The sequence below is a fragment of the Stenotrophomonas sp. TD3 genome, assembly GCF_001939825.1.
Classification (GTDB): Bacteria; Pseudomonadota; Gammaproteobacteria; order Xanthomonadales; family Xanthomonadaceae; genus Stenotrophomonas.
Map to the genome: position 1 here is coordinate 651,555 of NZ_MOYM01000001.1, position 14,725 is coordinate 666,279.

The 14,725-nt window shown below is 66.0% G+C and carries 19 protein-coding genes and 3 tRNA genes; 11 read left to right on the top strand and 11 right to left on the bottom strand.

Going from position 1 to position 14,725, the window contains the following annotated elements; translation table 11 throughout:
- The first annotated feature begins 81 nt into the window (after positions 1-81).
- The 3 genes from BKE09_RS03015 (at position 82) to BKE09_RS03020 (ending at position 2,125) form a co-directional block, all read left to right on the top strand.
- Positions 82-1,158: a hypothetical protein gene (locus BKE09_RS03015; protein WP_075674820.1), complete on the top strand. Its 1,077-nt coding sequence runs from the start codon at positions 82-84 to the stop codon at positions 1,156-1,158.
- Positions 1,159-1,360: 202 nt separating this feature from the next.
- On the top strand, positions 1,361-1,582 hold the full coding sequence (locus BKE09_RS23705; RefSeq protein WP_240502871.1) for a hypothetical protein: 222 nt from the start codon (positions 1,361-1,363) through the stop codon (positions 1,580-1,582).
- Positions 1,583-2,125, top strand: coding sequence for a thioesterase family protein (locus BKE09_RS03020; RefSeq protein ID WP_240502872.1), 543 nt, complete (start codon positions 1,583-1,585; stop codon positions 2,123-2,125).
- A gap of 16 nt (positions 2,126-2,141) precedes the next feature.
- On the opposite strand, the gene BKE09_RS03025 is transcribed toward BKE09_RS03020, so the two are convergent.
- Positions 2,142-2,411 (bottom strand): hypothetical protein, encoded by a 270-nt coding sequence (locus BKE09_RS03025; protein WP_029380059.1) that lies wholly within the window; start codon positions 2,409-2,411, stop codon positions 2,142-2,144.
- A 154-nt stretch (positions 2,412-2,565) separates the two neighbouring features.
- Here BKE09_RS03025 and BKE09_RS03030 point away from each other — a divergent pair, with 154 nt between their 5' ends.
- Genes BKE09_RS03030 through BKE09_RS03040 form a run of 3 tightly spaced genes read left to right on the top strand, consistent with a single transcriptional unit; the run spans position 2,566 to position 4,186 of the window.
- Positions 2,566-3,033, top strand: a complete 468-nt coding sequence (locus BKE09_RS03030; RefSeq protein WP_075674821.1) for a MarR family winged helix-turn-helix transcriptional regulator — start codon at positions 2,566-2,568, stop codon at positions 3,031-3,033.
- Positions 3,030-3,773 (top strand): class I SAM-dependent methyltransferase, encoded by a 744-nt coding sequence (locus BKE09_RS03035; protein WP_075674822.1) that lies wholly within the window; start codon positions 3,030-3,032, stop codon positions 3,771-3,773. Before BKE09_RS03030 ends, BKE09_RS03035 begins: the two co-directional genes overlap by 4 nt.
- On the top strand, positions 3,770-4,186 hold the full coding sequence (locus BKE09_RS03040; RefSeq protein ID WP_075674823.1) for a thioesterase family protein: 417 nt from the start codon (positions 3,770-3,772) through the stop codon (positions 4,184-4,186). The genes BKE09_RS03035 and BKE09_RS03040 overlap by 4 nt, the downstream gene beginning before the upstream one ends.
- Positions 4,187-4,196: 10 nt before the next feature.
- On the opposite strand, the gene BKE09_RS03045 is transcribed toward BKE09_RS03040, so the two are convergent.
- Positions 4,197-4,910 carry a winged helix-turn-helix domain-containing protein gene (locus tag BKE09_RS03045; RefSeq protein WP_075674824.1) on the bottom strand — a complete coding sequence of 238 codons (714 nt, stop codon included), beginning with the start codon at positions 4,908-4,910 and terminating at the stop codon, positions 4,197-4,199.
- Positions 4,911-5,015: 105 nt separating this feature from the next.
- Here BKE09_RS03045 and BKE09_RS03050 point away from each other — a divergent pair, with 105 nt between their 5' ends.
- Positions 5,016-5,657, top strand: coding sequence for a flavin reductase (locus tag BKE09_RS03050; RefSeq protein ID WP_075674825.1), 642 nt, complete (start codon positions 5,016-5,018; stop codon positions 5,655-5,657).
- Positions 5,658-5,661: 4 nt separating this feature from the next.
- Here BKE09_RS03050 and BKE09_RS03055 read toward each other — a convergent pair whose 3' ends face one another.
- Both BKE09_RS03055 and BKE09_RS03060 read right to left on the bottom strand, forming a co-directional pair.
- The gene (locus BKE09_RS03055; protein WP_075674826.1) at positions 5,662-6,171 is read right to left on the bottom strand and encodes a GNAT family N-acetyltransferase; all 510 of its coding nucleotides are present in this window, start codon (positions 6,169-6,171) and stop codon (positions 5,662-5,664) included.
- A gap of 82 nt (positions 6,172-6,253) precedes the next feature.
- On the bottom strand, positions 6,254-6,751 hold the full coding sequence (locus tag BKE09_RS03060; protein WP_075674827.1) for a GNAT family N-acetyltransferase: 498 nt from the start codon (positions 6,749-6,751) through the stop codon (positions 6,254-6,256).
- Positions 6,752-6,858: 107 nt separating this feature from the next.
- On the opposite strand from BKE09_RS03060, the gene BKE09_RS03065 reads away from it, so the two are divergent.
- On the top strand, positions 6,859-7,263 hold the full coding sequence (locus tag BKE09_RS03065) for an NUDIX domain-containing protein (RefSeq protein ID WP_075674828.1): 405 nt from the start codon (positions 6,859-6,861) through the stop codon (positions 7,261-7,263).
- 345 nt (positions 7,264-7,608) lie between these two features.
- On the top strand, positions 7,609-8,565 hold the full coding sequence (gene pip / locus BKE09_RS03075; protein ID WP_075674829.1) for a prolyl aminopeptidase: 957 nt from the start codon (positions 7,609-7,611) through the stop codon (positions 8,563-8,565).
- An 81-nt stretch (positions 8,566-8,646) separates the two neighbouring features.
- Here pip and BKE09_RS03080 read toward each other — a convergent pair.
- The 3 genes from BKE09_RS03080 to BKE09_RS03090 form a co-directional block, all read right to left on the bottom strand.
- Positions 8,647-8,720: transfer RNA gene (locus BKE09_RS03080), tRNA-Cys, on the bottom strand.
- Positions 8,721-8,786: 66 nt separating this feature from the next.
- Positions 8,787-8,862 (bottom strand) — tRNA-Gly (locus BKE09_RS03085).
- Positions 8,863-9,004: 142 nt separating this feature from the next.
- Positions 9,005-9,080, bottom strand: a tRNA-Gly gene (locus BKE09_RS03090).
- A gap of 130 nt (positions 9,081-9,210) precedes the next feature.
- Here BKE09_RS03090 and BKE09_RS03095 point away from each other — a divergent pair.
- Positions 9,211-9,612 (top strand): hypothetical protein, encoded by a 402-nt coding sequence (locus BKE09_RS03095; protein WP_075674830.1) that lies wholly within the window; start codon positions 9,211-9,213, stop codon positions 9,610-9,612.
- Positions 9,605-10,054 carry a hypothetical protein gene (locus tag BKE09_RS03100; protein WP_075674831.1) on the top strand — a complete coding sequence of 150 codons (450 nt, stop codon included), beginning with the start codon at positions 9,605-9,607 and terminating at the stop codon, positions 10,052-10,054. Before BKE09_RS03095 ends, BKE09_RS03100 begins: the two co-directional genes overlap by 8 nt.
- A gap of 2 nt (positions 10,055-10,056) precedes the next feature.
- Here BKE09_RS03100 and BKE09_RS03105 read toward each other — a convergent pair whose 3' ends face one another.
- From BKE09_RS03105 to BKE09_RS03120, 4 genes are read right to left on the bottom strand one after another with little or no spacing between them, the layout of a single operon-like run.
- Positions 10,057-10,974 (bottom strand): HlyD family efflux transporter periplasmic adaptor subunit, encoded by a 918-nt coding sequence (locus tag BKE09_RS03105; protein ID WP_075674832.1) that lies wholly within the window; start codon positions 10,972-10,974, stop codon positions 10,057-10,059.
- A complete protein-coding gene (locus BKE09_RS03110; protein WP_014036631.1) occupies positions 10,971-11,699 on the bottom strand; it encodes an ABC transporter ATP-binding protein in 729 nt (242 codons plus the stop codon). The genes BKE09_RS03105 and BKE09_RS03110 overlap by 4 nt, the downstream gene beginning before the upstream one ends.
- A gap of 10 nt (positions 11,700-11,709) precedes the next feature.
- Complete coding sequence (locus tag BKE09_RS03115) at positions 11,710-12,849, bottom strand: ABC transporter permease (protein WP_049446032.1); 1,140 nt, start codon at positions 12,847-12,849, stop codon at positions 11,710-11,712.
- A complete protein-coding gene (locus tag BKE09_RS03120; protein ID WP_075674833.1) occupies positions 12,846-14,309 on the bottom strand; it encodes an efflux transporter outer membrane subunit in 1,464 nt (487 codons plus the stop codon). Before BKE09_RS03120 ends, BKE09_RS03115 begins: the two co-directional genes overlap by 4 nt.
- Positions 14,310-14,725: the final 416 nt, after the last annotated feature.

Below are 14,725 nucleotides of genomic sequence, written 5' to 3' on the forward strand. Positions count from 1 at the left end.
CACAGTCCCTGCGGCAGTGCAGCGCGCGCAACGTTTCGCTGGCATCTATGCTCGGCGCCATTCCCGCATGGAATGACTCCGATGCACCCCCTGCTTCGATGTGCCCTCGCCCTCGGCCTGCTGCTGCCTTCGACGACCTTGCTGGCTGCACCGCCCACGGCGGCACGCACGCTCAGCGGCGAGCTGCAGGGCGCGCCCTGGCGGCTGGATGTGCCGGCCGACTGGAATGGCGACCTGGTGATGCTGGCCCATGGCTACGAACCTGTCGGCGTGCCACGCACCGCACCCATGGCAGCCAATGACAGCACCGCACCACTGCTGGCCGCAGGTTACGCCGTCGCGCAGAGCGCCTATGCCAGCCAGGGCTGGGCGGTGGCCGATGCGATCACCGATACGGAGCGCCTGCGCCAGCACGCAGTGGGTGAACTCAAGCATGTCCGCCACACCTGGATGCTGGGATTCTCGATGGGCGGTGCCGTGACCATCGGCAGCCTCGAGCGCCTCCCGCAACACTACGCCGGCGGTGTGTCGTTGTGCGGCGCCAACCTCAGCGGCGAACAGATCGCAACCGATCTGCTGACCACGCTGGTCGCATTCGATTACTTCTTCCCCAAGGCCGATGGGCTGCCGCCTACCGGCCTGGCATCACGCGAAGCCGCCGCGCTGCCACAGGGCGAGTTGTACAAGGGCATCGCCAATGCCCTGCAGCGCGATCCGTCGCACGCCGCAGTGCTGGCGCGGCGGCTGCAGGTCTCCCCTGATGCACTGGCCGGCACCATCAGCCTGCATGCGCTGGTCCTGCATGAACTGGCCACGCGCAGCGGCGGCATGCCGGTCGGCAACATCGGCGTGGTCTACAACGGATTCGGTGACGACGCAGCGTTCAATGCCGGCGTGCAGCGCATCGATGCCGTGCCTGCGGCGCAGGCGCATGTCCGCGACACGCTGGCAATGACCGGCGCGCTGAAGCGCCCGCTGGTGATCCAGTTCAACCACAACGACCCGACCATCGTGCCGCACATGCAGGCGGTGTATCCGCAGTTGGCCGCCCAGACGGGCGCACGCCCGCTGCCACGCGTGTTGCCGCCGGTGGGCGAAGGACACTGTGGTTTTTCTGGAGCGCAGGTGGTCGACGCCTTGAAGGCCGTGCAACGCTGAGTCCATCGCCTGCCGCAACGCATCAGGACCGTGCCGGAAGGGCCTGCTCTGGTGGCGGGGCCCCAAGGATTGCCCGTCTCCCTGACCAGCATCCGGCCGGCTCCTGCGGGAGCCGGCTCAGCCTGTCACGTTGCCAAACGCTTACGATGCAGGGACCGGTGCAGCACCTGCCGCCTCCCTTCCTGCTGAAGCAACGCATACGATGGCCTTCTTCGAACGACTGAGCGACACCCGCTACCTGCCGACCGAACATACCGGCGGCGCCTGGAACATCCGCGAGCAGCACATCGCACCGGCGATCGGGTTGCTGGCACACCACCTGGAACGCGACGCCGCGGCACGCGGCCACGGCTTCCTGATCGCGCGCCTGTCCTACGACATCCTCGGCACCATCCCGATCGAAGCGATGGAAGCCGATGTGTAGGTGCTGCGCGGTGGCCGCACCATCGAACTGGTCGAAGCCACGCTGCGCCATGACGATCGCCCGGCGCTGCGCGTGCGCGCGTGGCTGATGCGCCCGAACGATACCGCGGCCATCGCCGGCACGCCGATCACCGCCATCGCACCACCGGAGTCGATGCCCGCGTGGGATCCGGGTACGGTGTGGCCAGGTGGCTTCATCAAGAGTGTGGAGATCCGCCGGCACAACCAGGGACCTGGACGGGCCACCTACTGGGCGCGCGCGAAGCACGCGCTGCTGGACGACGAGCCGGTCAGTCCGCTGGCGCGTGCGGCCACCCTGTTCGACCTGTCCAATGGCATGGCCGTGCGTGCCGATCCGAAGGACGTTGCCTTTCCCAATCTCGATCTGACCGCGCACCTGTTCGGCATGCCCGAGGGCGAGTGGCTGGGCTTCGATACGTCAGTATCGTTCGGCCGCCAGGGCCTGGGCCTGACCAGCACGGTGCTGCACGATGCACGCGGCCCGATCGGCATGCTCGGCCAGGCACTGACCGTGCGCCCGTAGCCCCAAAAGGGCGGCGTCAGCCGCCCAGCGTGCCCATGGTGAAGGTGTAGCCGGAGCTCATCAGGAATTCGCGCATGCGCATTTCCGCGCGCCGTGGGGAGGCCAGGTTGGCCGGTGCATACAGCGCGTAGACCACACCCGCGCCTTCGATGGACTCGCGGCGCACCCCGCAGTGGCGGGTCTCCGAAGCAATCACCCATCCATCCTTCAGTCGATCCGGTCCAATCGACTGGCCGTTCATCAGCCGGAACGTCAGCCAACGTACTTCCACAGAAGATTTGCTCATTGCCGGCGTACCGCCAGCGTGCCGCGATCGTTCATGTCCTTGCTCGCCATTGCAGCTCCCTAAGACTCGGAACTCGACCATAGCGCCTTCCCATGTCGCAGGCGGCTGAGACTGGCTCTTGAAACTCCATTAGGCCTAATGCATATTGCCAGCCATGAGACACACTGCCGGACTGGGCGAACTACTTCGCTACACCGCCGAACTCGTGGACCAGGGGGCCGAACAGGTCTATCGGGACATGGGCCTGGATTACCGCGCGCGCTACACCCCGGTGATGCGCGCCCTCGCCGGCGGCGCGCGCACCGTGGGCGAAATCACCGACGCCAGCCGCCTCACCCAAGGCGCGATCAGCCAGACGGTGGGCCTGATGATCGAGCAGGGACTGCTGCGGCGGCAGCCGATGGCCGAAGACGCGCGCAAGAGCGCGTTGGCCCTCACCGCCGAGGGCCAAGCCCTGCTGCGCCGCCTGGAGCCACACTGGTCACTGATCTTCGAAGCCATCGGCACGCTGGAAGCCGAGATCGGCCATCCACTGCTCGATGCCCTTGAAGCCACCGCGCGCGCGCTGGAACAACGCGGCTTCGCACAACGCCTGACCGAAGTGCGAGGACTGCATCGATGAGCCCACAGAACTGGTTCGACCAGGGCGGCCGCAACTACGCCGCACACCGTCCCGACTATCCCGCCGCGCTGGCCGGTTTCCTCGCGTCGTCGTGCAGCACACACGCACTGGCGATCGACGTGGGGTGTGGCAACGGCCAGCTCACCCGCCTGCTCGCACCGCACTTCGCTGCCGTGCTGGGCATGGACCCGAGCGCCGACCAGATTGCCAACGCAGCGCCTGCGGCAGGCGTCAGCTACCAGCAGGCCTCGGCCGAACAATTGCCATTGGCGGATGCCAGTGCCGATCTGATTGCCGTCGCCCAGGCCGCGCACTGGTTCGATCTGCCCGCGTTCTACGCCGAAGCGCGCCGCGTCGCCGCCCCCGGTGCCGTGCTGGCGCTGGTCAGCTACGGCACGCCGCAGCTGGAGGCCGACCTGCAACCGCGCTTCTCCCGCTTCTACGGCACTGACATGGGCCGCTACTGGCCGGCCGAGCGCCGCCTGGTCGACAGCGGCTATGCCGACCTGGCGTTCCCGTTCGACGAGTTCGCCTATCCTGCATTGGCGATCGAGCGCGACTGGAACCTGGCCGAGACGCTGGGCTACTTCAGCACCTGGTCGGCGGTGCGGCGCGCACGCGAAGCCGGCCAGCAGGCACTGCTGCAGGACTACGCAGACGAACTGTCCGCACACTGGGGCGATCCGCAACAGCGCCGTGCGATCCGTTGGCCGATCAATATGCGGATCGGGCTGGTATGAACGCCCCCGCCGTTGTGGAAATGAAGGTTGGCCTGCGCCACGAGGAATCGCAGATCGTCAGCGCGCGCCAGCTGGTGCCGAATGTCGCGCCGGAATGGGCGGGCTTCGACGGCATGCCGCCGGTCTTTGCGACCGCAATGATGGTCGGTTTCATCGAGCAGACCTGCATCCGCGCGCTGGCGCCCTGTCTGGCCGAAGGCCAGGCGACGGTGGGCACGCATGTCGATGTCAGCCATGTGGCAGCCACGCCGGAAGGCATGCGCGTGACAGCTTGCGTGGAGTTGATCGAAGTCGATCATCGTGCGTTGCTGTTCAAGGTCAGCTGTCACGACGAACGTGGCCTGATCGGTGAGGGCCTGCATCGTCGCGCGGTCATCGACGTTGCGCGTTTCCTGCAAAAGCTGGCGCAGTAAAGCCGGCCTGTCAGCCGCCGAAGCTGTGGATGGAAAACAGGCGCGCAAAGGCAGCCTGCCCTGCCGGGGTGATCCGCAGCTCGCGCCGGTTCTCCACCCTTCGCAGCCAATCGTTGTGCAGGAAACTGTCCAGCATCGCTTCACCGACCAGACCGGCCAGGTGCGGCCGTCGCTCGGTGCAGTCCAGGCAGCCCCGGCAGTGCCGCGCAGGCTTGGCCGCCCTCGGTTGTTGCAGCAGATCGGCCAACGGTTGTCCGATCTGCTGCAGGAAGGCCGCACCGGCATCGGTCACGTCCCAGTGCGACGCCTGCGTGCGTACATGCCCTGCGCGCAGCAGATGATCGGTGATCGCCACCGCGTGCACGCCGGCCAGATGCCGGTAACAGGAACGCGCCTGGCGCAACGCTGGCATGCTGCGCGATGCGGAAGCGGTGCAGGACGGCGTGCGGTCGGCAACGCGCAGGATGCCTTCCAGCATGTCGGCAACCTCGTGCGACGCCAGCCGGTGGTAGCGGTGGCGCCCCTGCGCGACGGCGACCAGCAGATCGCCCTCGACCAACCTGCGCAGATGCGTGCTCGCTGTCTGCGGTGTCACCCCGGCCACGCGGGCCAGCTCCATCGCGGTATAGGCACGCCCATCCATCAGCTGCAGCAGCATGGCCGCGCGCGCCTGGTCGCCGACCAGGGCACCGACGCTGACAAGGGAACCGGAGGTGTGGACCATGCCCGCATTGTGGCATGCCGTTGCGGGCCGACAGTTCGATGCAGGCCGAAGCGTCGGCACCTGCTGCCACGGCACAGTGGCCACCCCGATAGCGCAAGGCCTGCCATGAAAACCGCCCCGCCTCTCCGCCGCCGCATCACCCCTTCGGTCCTGTACCCGGGCACACCGGTGCTGCTGATGACCACGCTGAACGACGACGGCAGCAGCAACATCAGTCCGCTGTCTTCGTTCTGGGCCCTGGGCAACCGGGTGGTGCTCGGCCTCGGCGTACAGGGCCAGGGCTATCGCAACCTGCAGCTGCGCAACGAGTGCGTGCTGAACTTCCCCTCCTCCGCGCAGGCCGCACAGGTCGAGGCCATCGCACGGGCGACCGGCTGCGACCCAGTGCCCACTGCCAAACAGGCGATGGGCTACGTGCACGTCCGCGACAAATTCGCGCTGGGTGGATTCAGCGCGGCCGACTCGACCCACGTCGCGCCGGTGGCGATTGCCGAGTGCCCGTTGCAGGTGGAAGTCAGCGTGATGGCGATGCACCCGCCCGGCGAGGATGACGGCCAGGGCTTCGTGATCGTCGAAGGACGCATCCGTTGCGTGCATGCGCACGAAGCGATCACCGTGACCGGTACCCAGCACATCGATGTCGCCCGCTGGAAGCCGCTGATCTACCTGTTCCGCCACTACCTGGGCGTGAGCGAACCGGTCGGGCGCAACTTCCGCGCGGACACCCCTGTGGGCGCTTCTGCCTAGCGGTCTAGACCGTTTCGCCCTGCAGATCGAGCACGGCTGTGGTCCAGCGGCGCTCTCCCAGTGCGGCCACCATGCCGCCTCGATAGACGAAACGGCGCGCGTGACCGTCTTCGATGAAGCAGGTCTCGTTCTGCATCGGTGCATATCCGGCCGAGGCGTAGTGCCGATGATCCAGGGCGAACAACACCGCGAAATCGATCCCGCGCTGGCGCAGTTCAGCATGCGCAGCTTCGATCAAGCATGACGCGACACCCTTCCTGCGAACGTCAGCACGCACCACCACGCCGCCGATCAAGCCTATGCGTTCCGGCTCGCCGTCCAGCAATACGCTGCGTTCGTACAGTGCAAGGTGAGCGACCACGTGATCGCCTTCCATCGCCAGGACCAGAGCGACCGGCGCCGGAATGGCGTAGCCGTCGCCCTGCATGTCCGGGAATGCCTGGCGGAGCAGATCTACCGCTTGGTGACGGTGATCCGGCACCACACCTTGCCAGCTGGATACCTGAACGTGCATTGCCCAGTCTTCGTGGAATAAAGAAGTGCCCCGCCCCATCCTGCCACGAAAACATGACCGCGCCGGCGGCAACGTTTCACTGTCAATGCAGAGTGATCGAGTACGAGACGATATCCGTGTAACTGCCCGCGCGTTTGACTGCCCGCGGCTCCGTGCCAAATACCCTGAAGCCCAGCGATTCATACAGCGCGCGCGCAGCAGCGTTGTCCGCCAGTACCGTGAGGGTGAGCGATTCAATGCCTTCCGCGCGCGCAGCCGCGAACGCGGCAAGAAGAAGCTGACGGGCGATACCCTGGCCACGATGGCCAGCACCCACGTGGACACTGTGCACTTCCGCCGTATGCCGTCGCGCCATCCGCACCGGGCGTACGTAACGCAGGAAGCCCACCAGCATGCCGTCAACGAACGTGCCGAAGTAGCGCGTACAAGGATCAGCAAGCTGGTCGCGCATGATGTCTGCCGTCTCATTCTGCGCCTCGGCCAGCGTGGACAGGAACGCAGCGGGAGACTCGCGAAGCGCCTGCAACCGTGCTTGCCAGAGAATATCGGCGTCGTCAGCGCTGAGTTGCCGGATAAGCATGCGACACACCTGTGAGGTTGCTGATGCACAGGTGCCCAGCCTAGCGCGGGTTCGCCTGATGGGGTGTGCATGCAAGAATGAAGACACCCCCTTCTTCATTCTCCGCCATGACTGAGCCGCAGATTCCCCGCGTTGGATGCGGCGCCGTCGTCCGTGATGCCGACGGCCGCATCCTGCTGATCCAGCGCGGACGCGATCCGGAGCGTGGGCATTGGGGCCTGCCCGGCGGCAAAGTAGACTGGATGGAAACGGTGGAGGCTGCCGTGGTCCGCGAAGTCTGCGAGGAGACCGCCTTGGAAGTGCAGCTGCTGCGCCTGCTGTGCGTGGCCGATCATTTCGAGCCGGCGCTTGCGCAGCACTGGGTCGCGCCTATCTTCGAGGCTCGGGCACCTGCGGGTGCCGAGGCCTTCATCCAGGAGCCGGGAGTGCAGACCGGGCTGGGCTGGTTCGCGCTGGATGCCCTGCCCCACCCGCTCACGCAGGCCACGGTGCGGGCGCTGGCCAGGCTGTAGCCGCTCAGACCATGACAGAAGCAGCACAGATGCCGCCCTGCCTTGCGGCTCGCTCGATCGGAAGACCGTGCATCGTCAGGAACGAGAGTTTGTCCCAGTAGCCGCGCTGGAACGTGATCAATCCTCCATCAACCGTGAAGAAACCACATCACGCAGGCCAAGAGGGTCGCGCCCTTCCAGTGCGGCGCCCCGGAGGGGCTCGAAATCGATCATGGCGGTCATATGGGCCGGCCACGGTGCAACACTGCGTGCAGATCAGGGCAATCCTGCGGTAACGCAATCGCAACGGACTCACTGCCCGCCACCAGCGCTATGCTGGTGTGTCCATGTCTATCCAGATCATCCATGCGCAAGCTGTACCCGGCCATCGAACCCTACCGCGAGCATGTCCTGCCGGTGAGCGACCTGCATACCCTGCATGTAGAGGAATGCGGCACGCCGGATGGCGTTCCAGTGGTGTATCTGCATGGTGGCCCGGGAGCCGGCATCGTGCCTACCTTCCGACGCTTCTTCGATCCGGAGCGCTACCGCATTGTGCTCATCGACCAAAGAGGCAGTGGTCGCTCCACGCCGCTGGGCGAACTGCGCGACAACACGACCGCGCACCTGGTAGACGACATCGAACGGGTGCGCAAACACCTGGGCATCGAGCGCTGGCTGATCTACGGTGGCTCCTGGGGATCGACGTTATCGCTGGCCTATGCGCAGGCGCACCCCGAGCGCGCCACAGGACTGATCCTGCGTGGGGTATTCCTCGGCCGTGAGAGTGAGATCAACTGGTTCGTCGAGGCAGGCGGTGGTGCCCGCTGGATCCTTCCAGAACGCTGGGATCGTTATGAGGCATGTATCCCGCTGGATGAGCGGGACCATCTGATCGACGGCTACTGGAAGCGCCTGCACAACACCGATGAAGCCACTCGCATCGCCGCCGCGCAGGCATGGATGGGCTGGGAGTACGCCGCGGCCCCCCTGCAACACGAGGTAGATGCCGAACTGGATGCCAGCCCTCAGCAGGTTCTGGCAAGGGCACTTATTGAAGTGCACTTCTTTCGCAACCACTGTTTCCTTGAGCCAGAGCAACTGCTGCAGCACGTTGATCGCATCCGCCACCTACCTACGGTGATCGTTCAGGGCCGCTACGACATGACCTGCCCGGCTCGCAGCGCCTGGGAGCTGGCGAGGTCATGGCCAGAAGCCCGACTGCAGATGGTGACTTCGGGTCATTGCCCAAATGATCCGGCCACCATTGACGCATTGGTGCTGGCAACCGATGCATTTGCTGATCAATATTTCCCTGGCTGAAAGCCCGCCCGTTCGGGAGCGACGCGCCAAGCCCTACCAGCAAAAACAAAAAAGCCCTGACCGGAGTCAGGGCTTTTCAATTGGAGGCCTCAAGCGGAATCGAACCGCTGTAAACGGATTTGCAATCCGGTGCATAGCCACTCTGCCATGAGGCCAACGTACTGCGCGCCAGGAACAGGGCCCTGACAAGACAAAACCCCAAGATGGGGCCTGTCGGAACATGGAGCGGGAAACGAGACTCGAACTCGCGACCTCAACCTTGGCAAGGTTGCGCTCTACCAACTGAGCTATTCCCGCATAAGCCGACATGGTACCGGAAATCCGGGGCACACACCAGCGATTTCACCTTTCTGACTGCGCGCAAAGCCTTGTGGCCCAACGTGCCCCGCCTTGCCGTGGCGGGAGAAAAACAAGGCCCCTACCGGGGCCCTGTAGAATCTGGAGCGGGAAACGAGACTCGAACTCGCGACCTCAACCTTGGCAAGGTTGCGCTCTACCAACTGAGCTATTCCCGCAGATTCCGTTCGACCTGCGTCGAAGGAGCGCTATTGTGTCCAAATTCCTTCACGCCGTCAACAGTCTTCACACGATGCGGTCACGGGCGTCCGCACTGGGGTACGCTGCCCCGCCCAGCCTTGTGCGCCCATGTTCCTTCGCGGCACGCCCCTGTTGATTGCCCTGCTGCTGCATCTGCTGGTGGCGCTGCTGTACTGGGCACTGATTCCGCTGGGAATGAACGCGTATCGCGACCATTTCGGCTTCACCTCCCATCGCGACATCGGCCTGGGCATCGCCCAGTTCCATCTGTTCTGGATGTTCATTGGCGCCCAGCCGCTGATCGCGGTACTGCGGCCATTGTTCGCCAAGGTGCTGGTGCTGGCGATCCCGTTGGCGTTCGCGACCTGGACGCTGATGCACAACCACCCGCTGCGCCTGCTGTACTTCACCGTCGGGCCCGGCCTGCTGGCACTGGCCGCAATCGCGGTGAGCCTGCGCTATTCGTCGCGGGGAACCTCCCGCCCCACCACGGACTCCGCCGATGCCTAGACGTTACATCCGCCTGTTCTGGCTGCTGGTCGCGCTGACCTGGCTTGCGCTGATCGCTGCGCTGGTCAATGCCGGCTTCACTCCGGACTACTGGCTGCTGCACCACCTGGAAGGCGCCGAGCTGCCCTACCCGACCAGCACCGTCATCGTGTTCGCGTTGCTGGGCACGGTTGAACTGGTAGTGGCCGCCTTGATCGTACGGCCATGGAAGCTGAAGCGGCTGTGGCTGCGCCTGCTGATCGCCTTCGCCCTGCTGCTGCTGTGGTCGGTGCCATGGATGCTGTCGGCCATGCATCAGCCGCCGGTACAAGGCATGCACCTGCTGTGGTTGCTGCTGCTGGACGTGGGACTGCTGCTGACGCTGTGCGTAGTGTCAGCGGTGAGTGCGTGGCGAACCATCAGGCGTCGAGGGGCCCCAGAGGCGGCCCCGTCGCAACACTAGGCTTACTTCCGGAACTCCACCCGCACATGCTGGCCGAAGCGCGCCTTGGCTTCGCCATCGAACTCCAGCACGCACTCCACCACCTTGGCCACGCCACGTCCGGCATCTTCGGGCAGGCGTGCCTGCGCGAACACGGGGCTGATGCGCACCACGCGTGCGGACGGCAGCGTGCTGGTGTTCTCGGCACCATCGCTGTCCGGCACTACGGTGGCCTTCATGCCCACCTGCACGGCATCGGCATAGGCGGCGCTGAGTTCGGCGCGCACCTGCAGCGGGCGCGCCGGCAGCAGCGAGATCGCCGGCTTGCCAGCCTGCACGAAGGCACCGAGCCCCGGCACCTGTCCGACCACGGTGCCGGCTTCCGGCGCGCTCAGCGACATCTGCTGCAGTTTCAGTTTTGCGTGTTCCAGCTTGTGCTGGGCCATGTCGACCTGCGCACCGGCCACATCAACATCGGCACGTACGCCGGCCAGCTGCTGCTTGGCCGCATCGGCCTGCTGGTTTGACGACACGCCTTCGCTGGCGCCCGTGGACAGGCGGGTGGCGTTGCGCTCCAGTTCGCGGAGCTGCGCCTGGCTGCCCTTCAGGCGGTCATTGGCCAGGGCGAGATCGGCGGTGGCCATCGCCACCTCCTGCTGCAGCAGGGCACCATCCAGCGACAGCAGCAACTGTCCCTTCTTCACCGTGGCGCCCTCCTTCACCGGCGCGGCGGTGATCGAACCATCCACCGGCGGCGCCAGCGCGATCAGGCCACCCTCGACGTCGATGATGCCGCGCGCCACCGCGACCTTGCCGGCGGTGGCGTCGGCCTTGCCCGAAGGCGCCGGCGCGGGTGCAGGCACGTCCTTGGAACAGGCGCCGAGCAGCAGTGCCGCGGACAGGGCCAGGCTGAGGGGGAGCAGGTGCGACGTCTTGGTCATGGGGCGGACTCTACAGTTTCGTTCTGGCGGCGGTCATCACGGACCATGCCGTCTTCCATGGCGATCACCCGATCGGCATGCCGGATCAGGCGCGGATCGTGGCTCACGCACAGCACGGTGGCGCCATGCGCACGTGCGTAGCGGTGCAGGATGTCGATCACGCGCTGGCCGTTCTCGGCGTCCAGCGCGCTGGTGGGTTCGTCGGCGAAGATCAGCGTCGGTGACTTGGCGAAGGCGCGGGCAACGGCCACACGCTGCTTCTCACCGCCGGACAGCTGCGCCGGGCGCATGTGGCTGCGGTGGCTGAGGCCCACCTCTTCAAGTGCCCTGCGGGCCAGCGGTTCGCTTTCGCGATTGCTCATGCCGCGGTAACCCAGCGGCAACTGCACCTGCTCCAGCGCGGTCAGCGCCGGGAACAGGTTGAAGCCCTGGAACACGAAGCCGACATGGTGCAGGCGGAAGCGCTCCACTTCACTGCGACTCATGTGGCCCACGTCCTGGCCGAGCGCGTGCACGCGACCGCCATCGGGCGACGACAGGCCGGACAGCAGCGACAGCAGCGTGCTCTTGCCGCAGCCGGATGGGCCCGACACCAGCGTCAGCTCGCCGGGATAGATGTCCAGCGACAGGCCGCGCAGCACCGGCACCTGTACATCGCCGGACATGAAGCCCTTTTCAAGTGCGTCGGCCTGCAGGGTCGGGGCGACGGCGCGTATGGAAGTCATCGGCCGGTCCTCAACGCAGCAGCAACGATGGATCGGAGCGGACGACACTGCGTACCGCCATGATGCTCGACAGCATGGCCATCACCGCGACCAGCGCCACGCAGCCGATGATGACCATCGGCGTCAGCTGCACCGGCACGCGCTGGGTCTGTGCGATCAACAGCACGACGGTGCTGAACGCCGCCGCCAGCAACATGCCCACGCCGCCGATCAGCAATGCCTGCTCGAACACCACCCGCGCCAGCGCATAGCGCCCGGCACCGAGTGCGTTGAGCGTGGCGTACTCACGCACCGAGCCGGCCACCACGGAAGCAAACGACTGGTTGGTGATCACTGCGCCGACGAAGCAGACGATGACGGCCATGAACAACACCGCGATGCCGGCGCCGGTATCGAACAGCCAGTATTGCTGCGAACGGCTGGCGAACTCCGGTGCAGTCCAGAACTCGACCGGCGTGGCCTGCCCCATCGACGCAGCCAGGCGGTCGCGCACACGGTCGGCCAGGTCCGGCGAACGCAGGCCCGCCACGAAATAGGTACTGCCCTCGTGCGGATCGGTGCCAGCAATGGCGCGCGCGGTATCCAGCGACGCCAGCACGTTGACGCCACCGAGGCCACGCAGGCCGGGTTGTGCAGCGACCACGCGCACCGCCTTGCCGTTGATCCACGCACGGTTGTTCTGCAGGTCCACGCCCAGCGTGTCCAGATCGGCGCTGTCGACGATCACCGCACCCGGCTCACGCAGCTGCGCGCGCAGGTCGGCAGGCAGGATGCGCGCGAACATCATCGCGTCGTCCTGGGTGGAGATGCCGGACAGGTACACCGACACATTGCCGGTGCCCTGCGCGCCGGACCGCCATTCGCCATCGACCCACTCGTAGGGCTCGACGCGGGTGACATCCGGGTCCATGCGCAGATGGCTTTCGACATCCGCGCTGATTGCATGGCCGTAGTTGACGCTCTGGGTGCCGGGGAAACCGGCCCATATATCGGCGGATGAAGCCTTCACGTAGATCGCGGCGGTACCGAAGATGCCCAGCACCAGTGCCGCCTGCACGATCAACAGCACGCCGGCGAAACACATCGCCAGCACCACCGGCAGGAACCGGCGCCACTCGTAGGCCAGGGTCTTGCGGGCCAGTGCGATCATTGCGAATCGCCCTCAGCCTCGACCGGCAGTAGTGCGCCGCCCAGGGCGCGGTACAGCGAGGCGAATGCGAGCACGCGCGCGCCCTGCGCACCGATCAGATCAGCCTGCGAGGCCAGTGCGGCACGCTGCGTGTCGAGCCCATCGAATTCGCTGGACAGGCCAAGCTGCACCTGCCGCGCCTGGCGCTTGACCTGCTGGCCGGCGGCATCATCGGCCGCACGCAGCGACTGGATGCTGCTGTCCTGGCGCGCCAGGCTGCCCAGTGCGCCTTCCACTTCGCTCACACCTTCCAGCACCGCCTTGCGGTAGCCGAGCAGCGCGGCATCCAACTGCTTTTCATCGGCATGGAAACGCGCGCGGCGCTGGCCCCAGTCCCACAGCGGAATATCGATGTATGGGCCGATCGACGGACTGGAGTCGGAGTTGGAGCGGGCGTTCTGGGTAAGGTTGTACGCGTACAGGATCGAGCCGCCGAGACTGACCCGCGGATACATCGCGGCGCGCGCGGAGCCCTTGCTGGCAGCAGCCTGCATCACCTCCGATTCGGCCAGCAGGATCTGCGGCCGATGGCGCAGCAGATCGGCCGGGACCTGCTGCAGCGAGAACGCACCCAGCTTTGGCGGCGTGCGATAGGCGCGCCAGGCCGGATCCGGGCCATCACGGCCCAGCAGCAGGGCCAGCGCGCGGGCAGCGTTGTCCGCATTTTCGCGGGCCTGCGCCGTGGCCGCCCGGGTCGCCGCCTGGCGTGCACGCAGGCGATCAAGTTCGCCGGGCTCATCCAGGCGCAGGCGCTGGCGTACCAGGGCCAACTGTTCGCCACGATCGTCCACCGCCTGCTGACGGGCCAGCAGGTCCTGCTGGGCCTGTGCCACGGTCAGATCCAGATAGCTGCGCACCACGTCGGCGATCACCGCGACCTGCGCGGCGCTACGCAGCGCCTCGGCATTGCCGGCTGACGCCTGTGCACTCAACTGCGCGCTCTCGGCGGCGCCGAACAGGCCCAGGTCCCAGATCGCTTCGATACCGGCGTGGAAATAGGTGTCGACCGCGGCGGCATCCTGCACCTGCTTGGCGCTGGCCGAGATTTCCGGCAGGAAGCGCGAGTCCGAAGTGCCGGCGACAATCCGCACCGCCTGCAGGCGCAGCGTGGCCTGCTGCAGGTCGAGGTTGCCGGTGATGGCCTGATCGACCAGTCCATCCAGCGCCGGGTCGGACAACACTTTCCACCACTGTTTGGCGTCCACTGCCACACCCTGGCCCTGCGGCACCTGGGTCCAGGTGCTGGGCGTGCGATCAGGCAGGTCCGGAACCGGCACCGACATGCAGCCCGCCAAGGCCAGGCTTGCGAGCAGCGCGCCGGGGCGCAGCACCGCCTGCAGGGAGAATCCGCGCCCGGTCCTGGGCACTGCCACTGGAGTGATACGCCTGACCACCAGCCCGCCAACGTGTAGAAGGAGCATGAAGGCTACCGTGCGATTGTGGAGCGAACATGGAGAATTGGTCGAAAAACAGTCACAACGCGCAATCGGTTCAGGCAATGCTGCCATGGCCCTTTCGTCATCCTTTCACTGCCGGCAAGGGATGGAACACCGGATGCGCCTCCCTGCGATTGCACATTTTTCCGACGAACCACGTCCGGACGTCCCCACGTCCATCGGTGCATATCATTCTGATTACGACATTGAATGTCGATGACCGACGATGGAGTGCGCCCCCCGGGCCCGCTTTCCGGTCACCCGCGATCACCTGCCACACAGTCCTATCACGCCGGCAATGAAGATGCCGTGGCGCGACTGTAGCGGCCCTTGCAGCCAACCTTATGACAAACGAAAAACGCCCCCTTGCGGGAGCGCTTTTCTTGAATCTGGAGCGGGAA

Excerpts from the sequence above, each read along its gene's own strand:
- BKE09_RS03055 (WP_075674826.1), bottom strand. The coding sequence starts at position 6,171 with ATGCACGTTCAGGTATCCAGCTGGCAAGGTGTGGTGCCGGATCACCGT.
- BKE09_RS03110 (WP_014036631.1), bottom strand. The coding sequence starts at position 11,699 with ATGACTTCCATACGCGCCGTCGCCCCGACCCTGCAGGCCGACGCACTT.
- pip (WP_075674829.1), top strand. The coding sequence starts at position 7,609 with ATGCGCAAGCTGTACCCGGCCATCGAACCCTACCGCGAGCATGTCCTG.
- BKE09_RS03120 (WP_075674833.1), bottom strand. The coding sequence starts at position 14,309 with ATGCTCCTTCTACACGTTGGCGGGCTGGTGGTCAGGCGTATCACTCCA.
- BKE09_RS03105 (WP_075674832.1), bottom strand. The coding sequence starts at position 10,974 with ATGACCAAGACGTCGCACCTGCTCCCCCTCAGCCTGGCCCTGTCCGCG.
- BKE09_RS03040 (WP_075674823.1), top strand. The coding sequence starts at position 3,770 with ATGAACGCCCCCGCCGTTGTGGAAATGAAGGTTGGCCTGCGCCACGAG.
- BKE09_RS03025 (WP_029380059.1), bottom strand. The coding sequence starts at position 2,411 with ATGAGCAAATCTTCTGTGGAAGTACGTTGGCTGACGTTCCGGCTGATG.
- BKE09_RS03060 (WP_075674827.1), bottom strand. The coding sequence starts at position 6,751 with ATGCTTATCCGGCAACTCAGCGCTGACGACGCCGATATTCTCTGGCAA.
- BKE09_RS03030 (WP_075674821.1), top strand. The coding sequence starts at position 2,566 with ATGAGACACACTGCCGGACTGGGCGAACTACTTCGCTACACCGCCGAA.
- BKE09_RS03115 (WP_049446032.1), bottom strand. The coding sequence starts at position 12,849 with ATGATCGCACTGGCCCGCAAGACCCTGGCCTACGAGTGGCGCCGGTTC.
- BKE09_RS03100 (WP_075674831.1), top strand. The coding sequence starts at position 9,605 with ATGCCTAGACGTTACATCCGCCTGTTCTGGCTGCTGGTCGCGCTGACC.
- BKE09_RS03045 (WP_075674824.1), bottom strand. The coding sequence starts at position 4,910 with ATGGTCCACACCTCCGGTTCCCTTGTCAGCGTCGGTGCCCTGGTCGGC.
- BKE09_RS23705 (WP_240502871.1), top strand. The coding sequence starts at position 1,361 with ATGGCCTTCTTCGAACGACTGAGCGACACCCGCTACCTGCCGACCGAA.
- BKE09_RS03065 (WP_075674828.1), top strand. The coding sequence starts at position 6,859 with ATGACTGAGCCGCAGATTCCCCGCGTTGGATGCGGCGCCGTCGTCCGT.
- BKE09_RS03050 (WP_075674825.1), top strand. The coding sequence starts at position 5,016 with ATGAAAACCGCCCCGCCTCTCCGCCGCCGCATCACCCCTTCGGTCCTG.
- BKE09_RS03095 (WP_075674830.1), top strand. The coding sequence starts at position 9,211 with ATGTTCCTTCGCGGCACGCCCCTGTTGATTGCCCTGCTGCTGCATCTG.
- BKE09_RS03015 (WP_075674820.1), top strand. The coding sequence starts at position 82 with ATGCACCCCCTGCTTCGATGTGCCCTCGCCCTCGGCCTGCTGCTGCCT.
- BKE09_RS03035 (WP_075674822.1), top strand. The coding sequence starts at position 3,030 with ATGAGCCCACAGAACTGGTTCGACCAGGGCGGCCGCAACTACGCCGCA.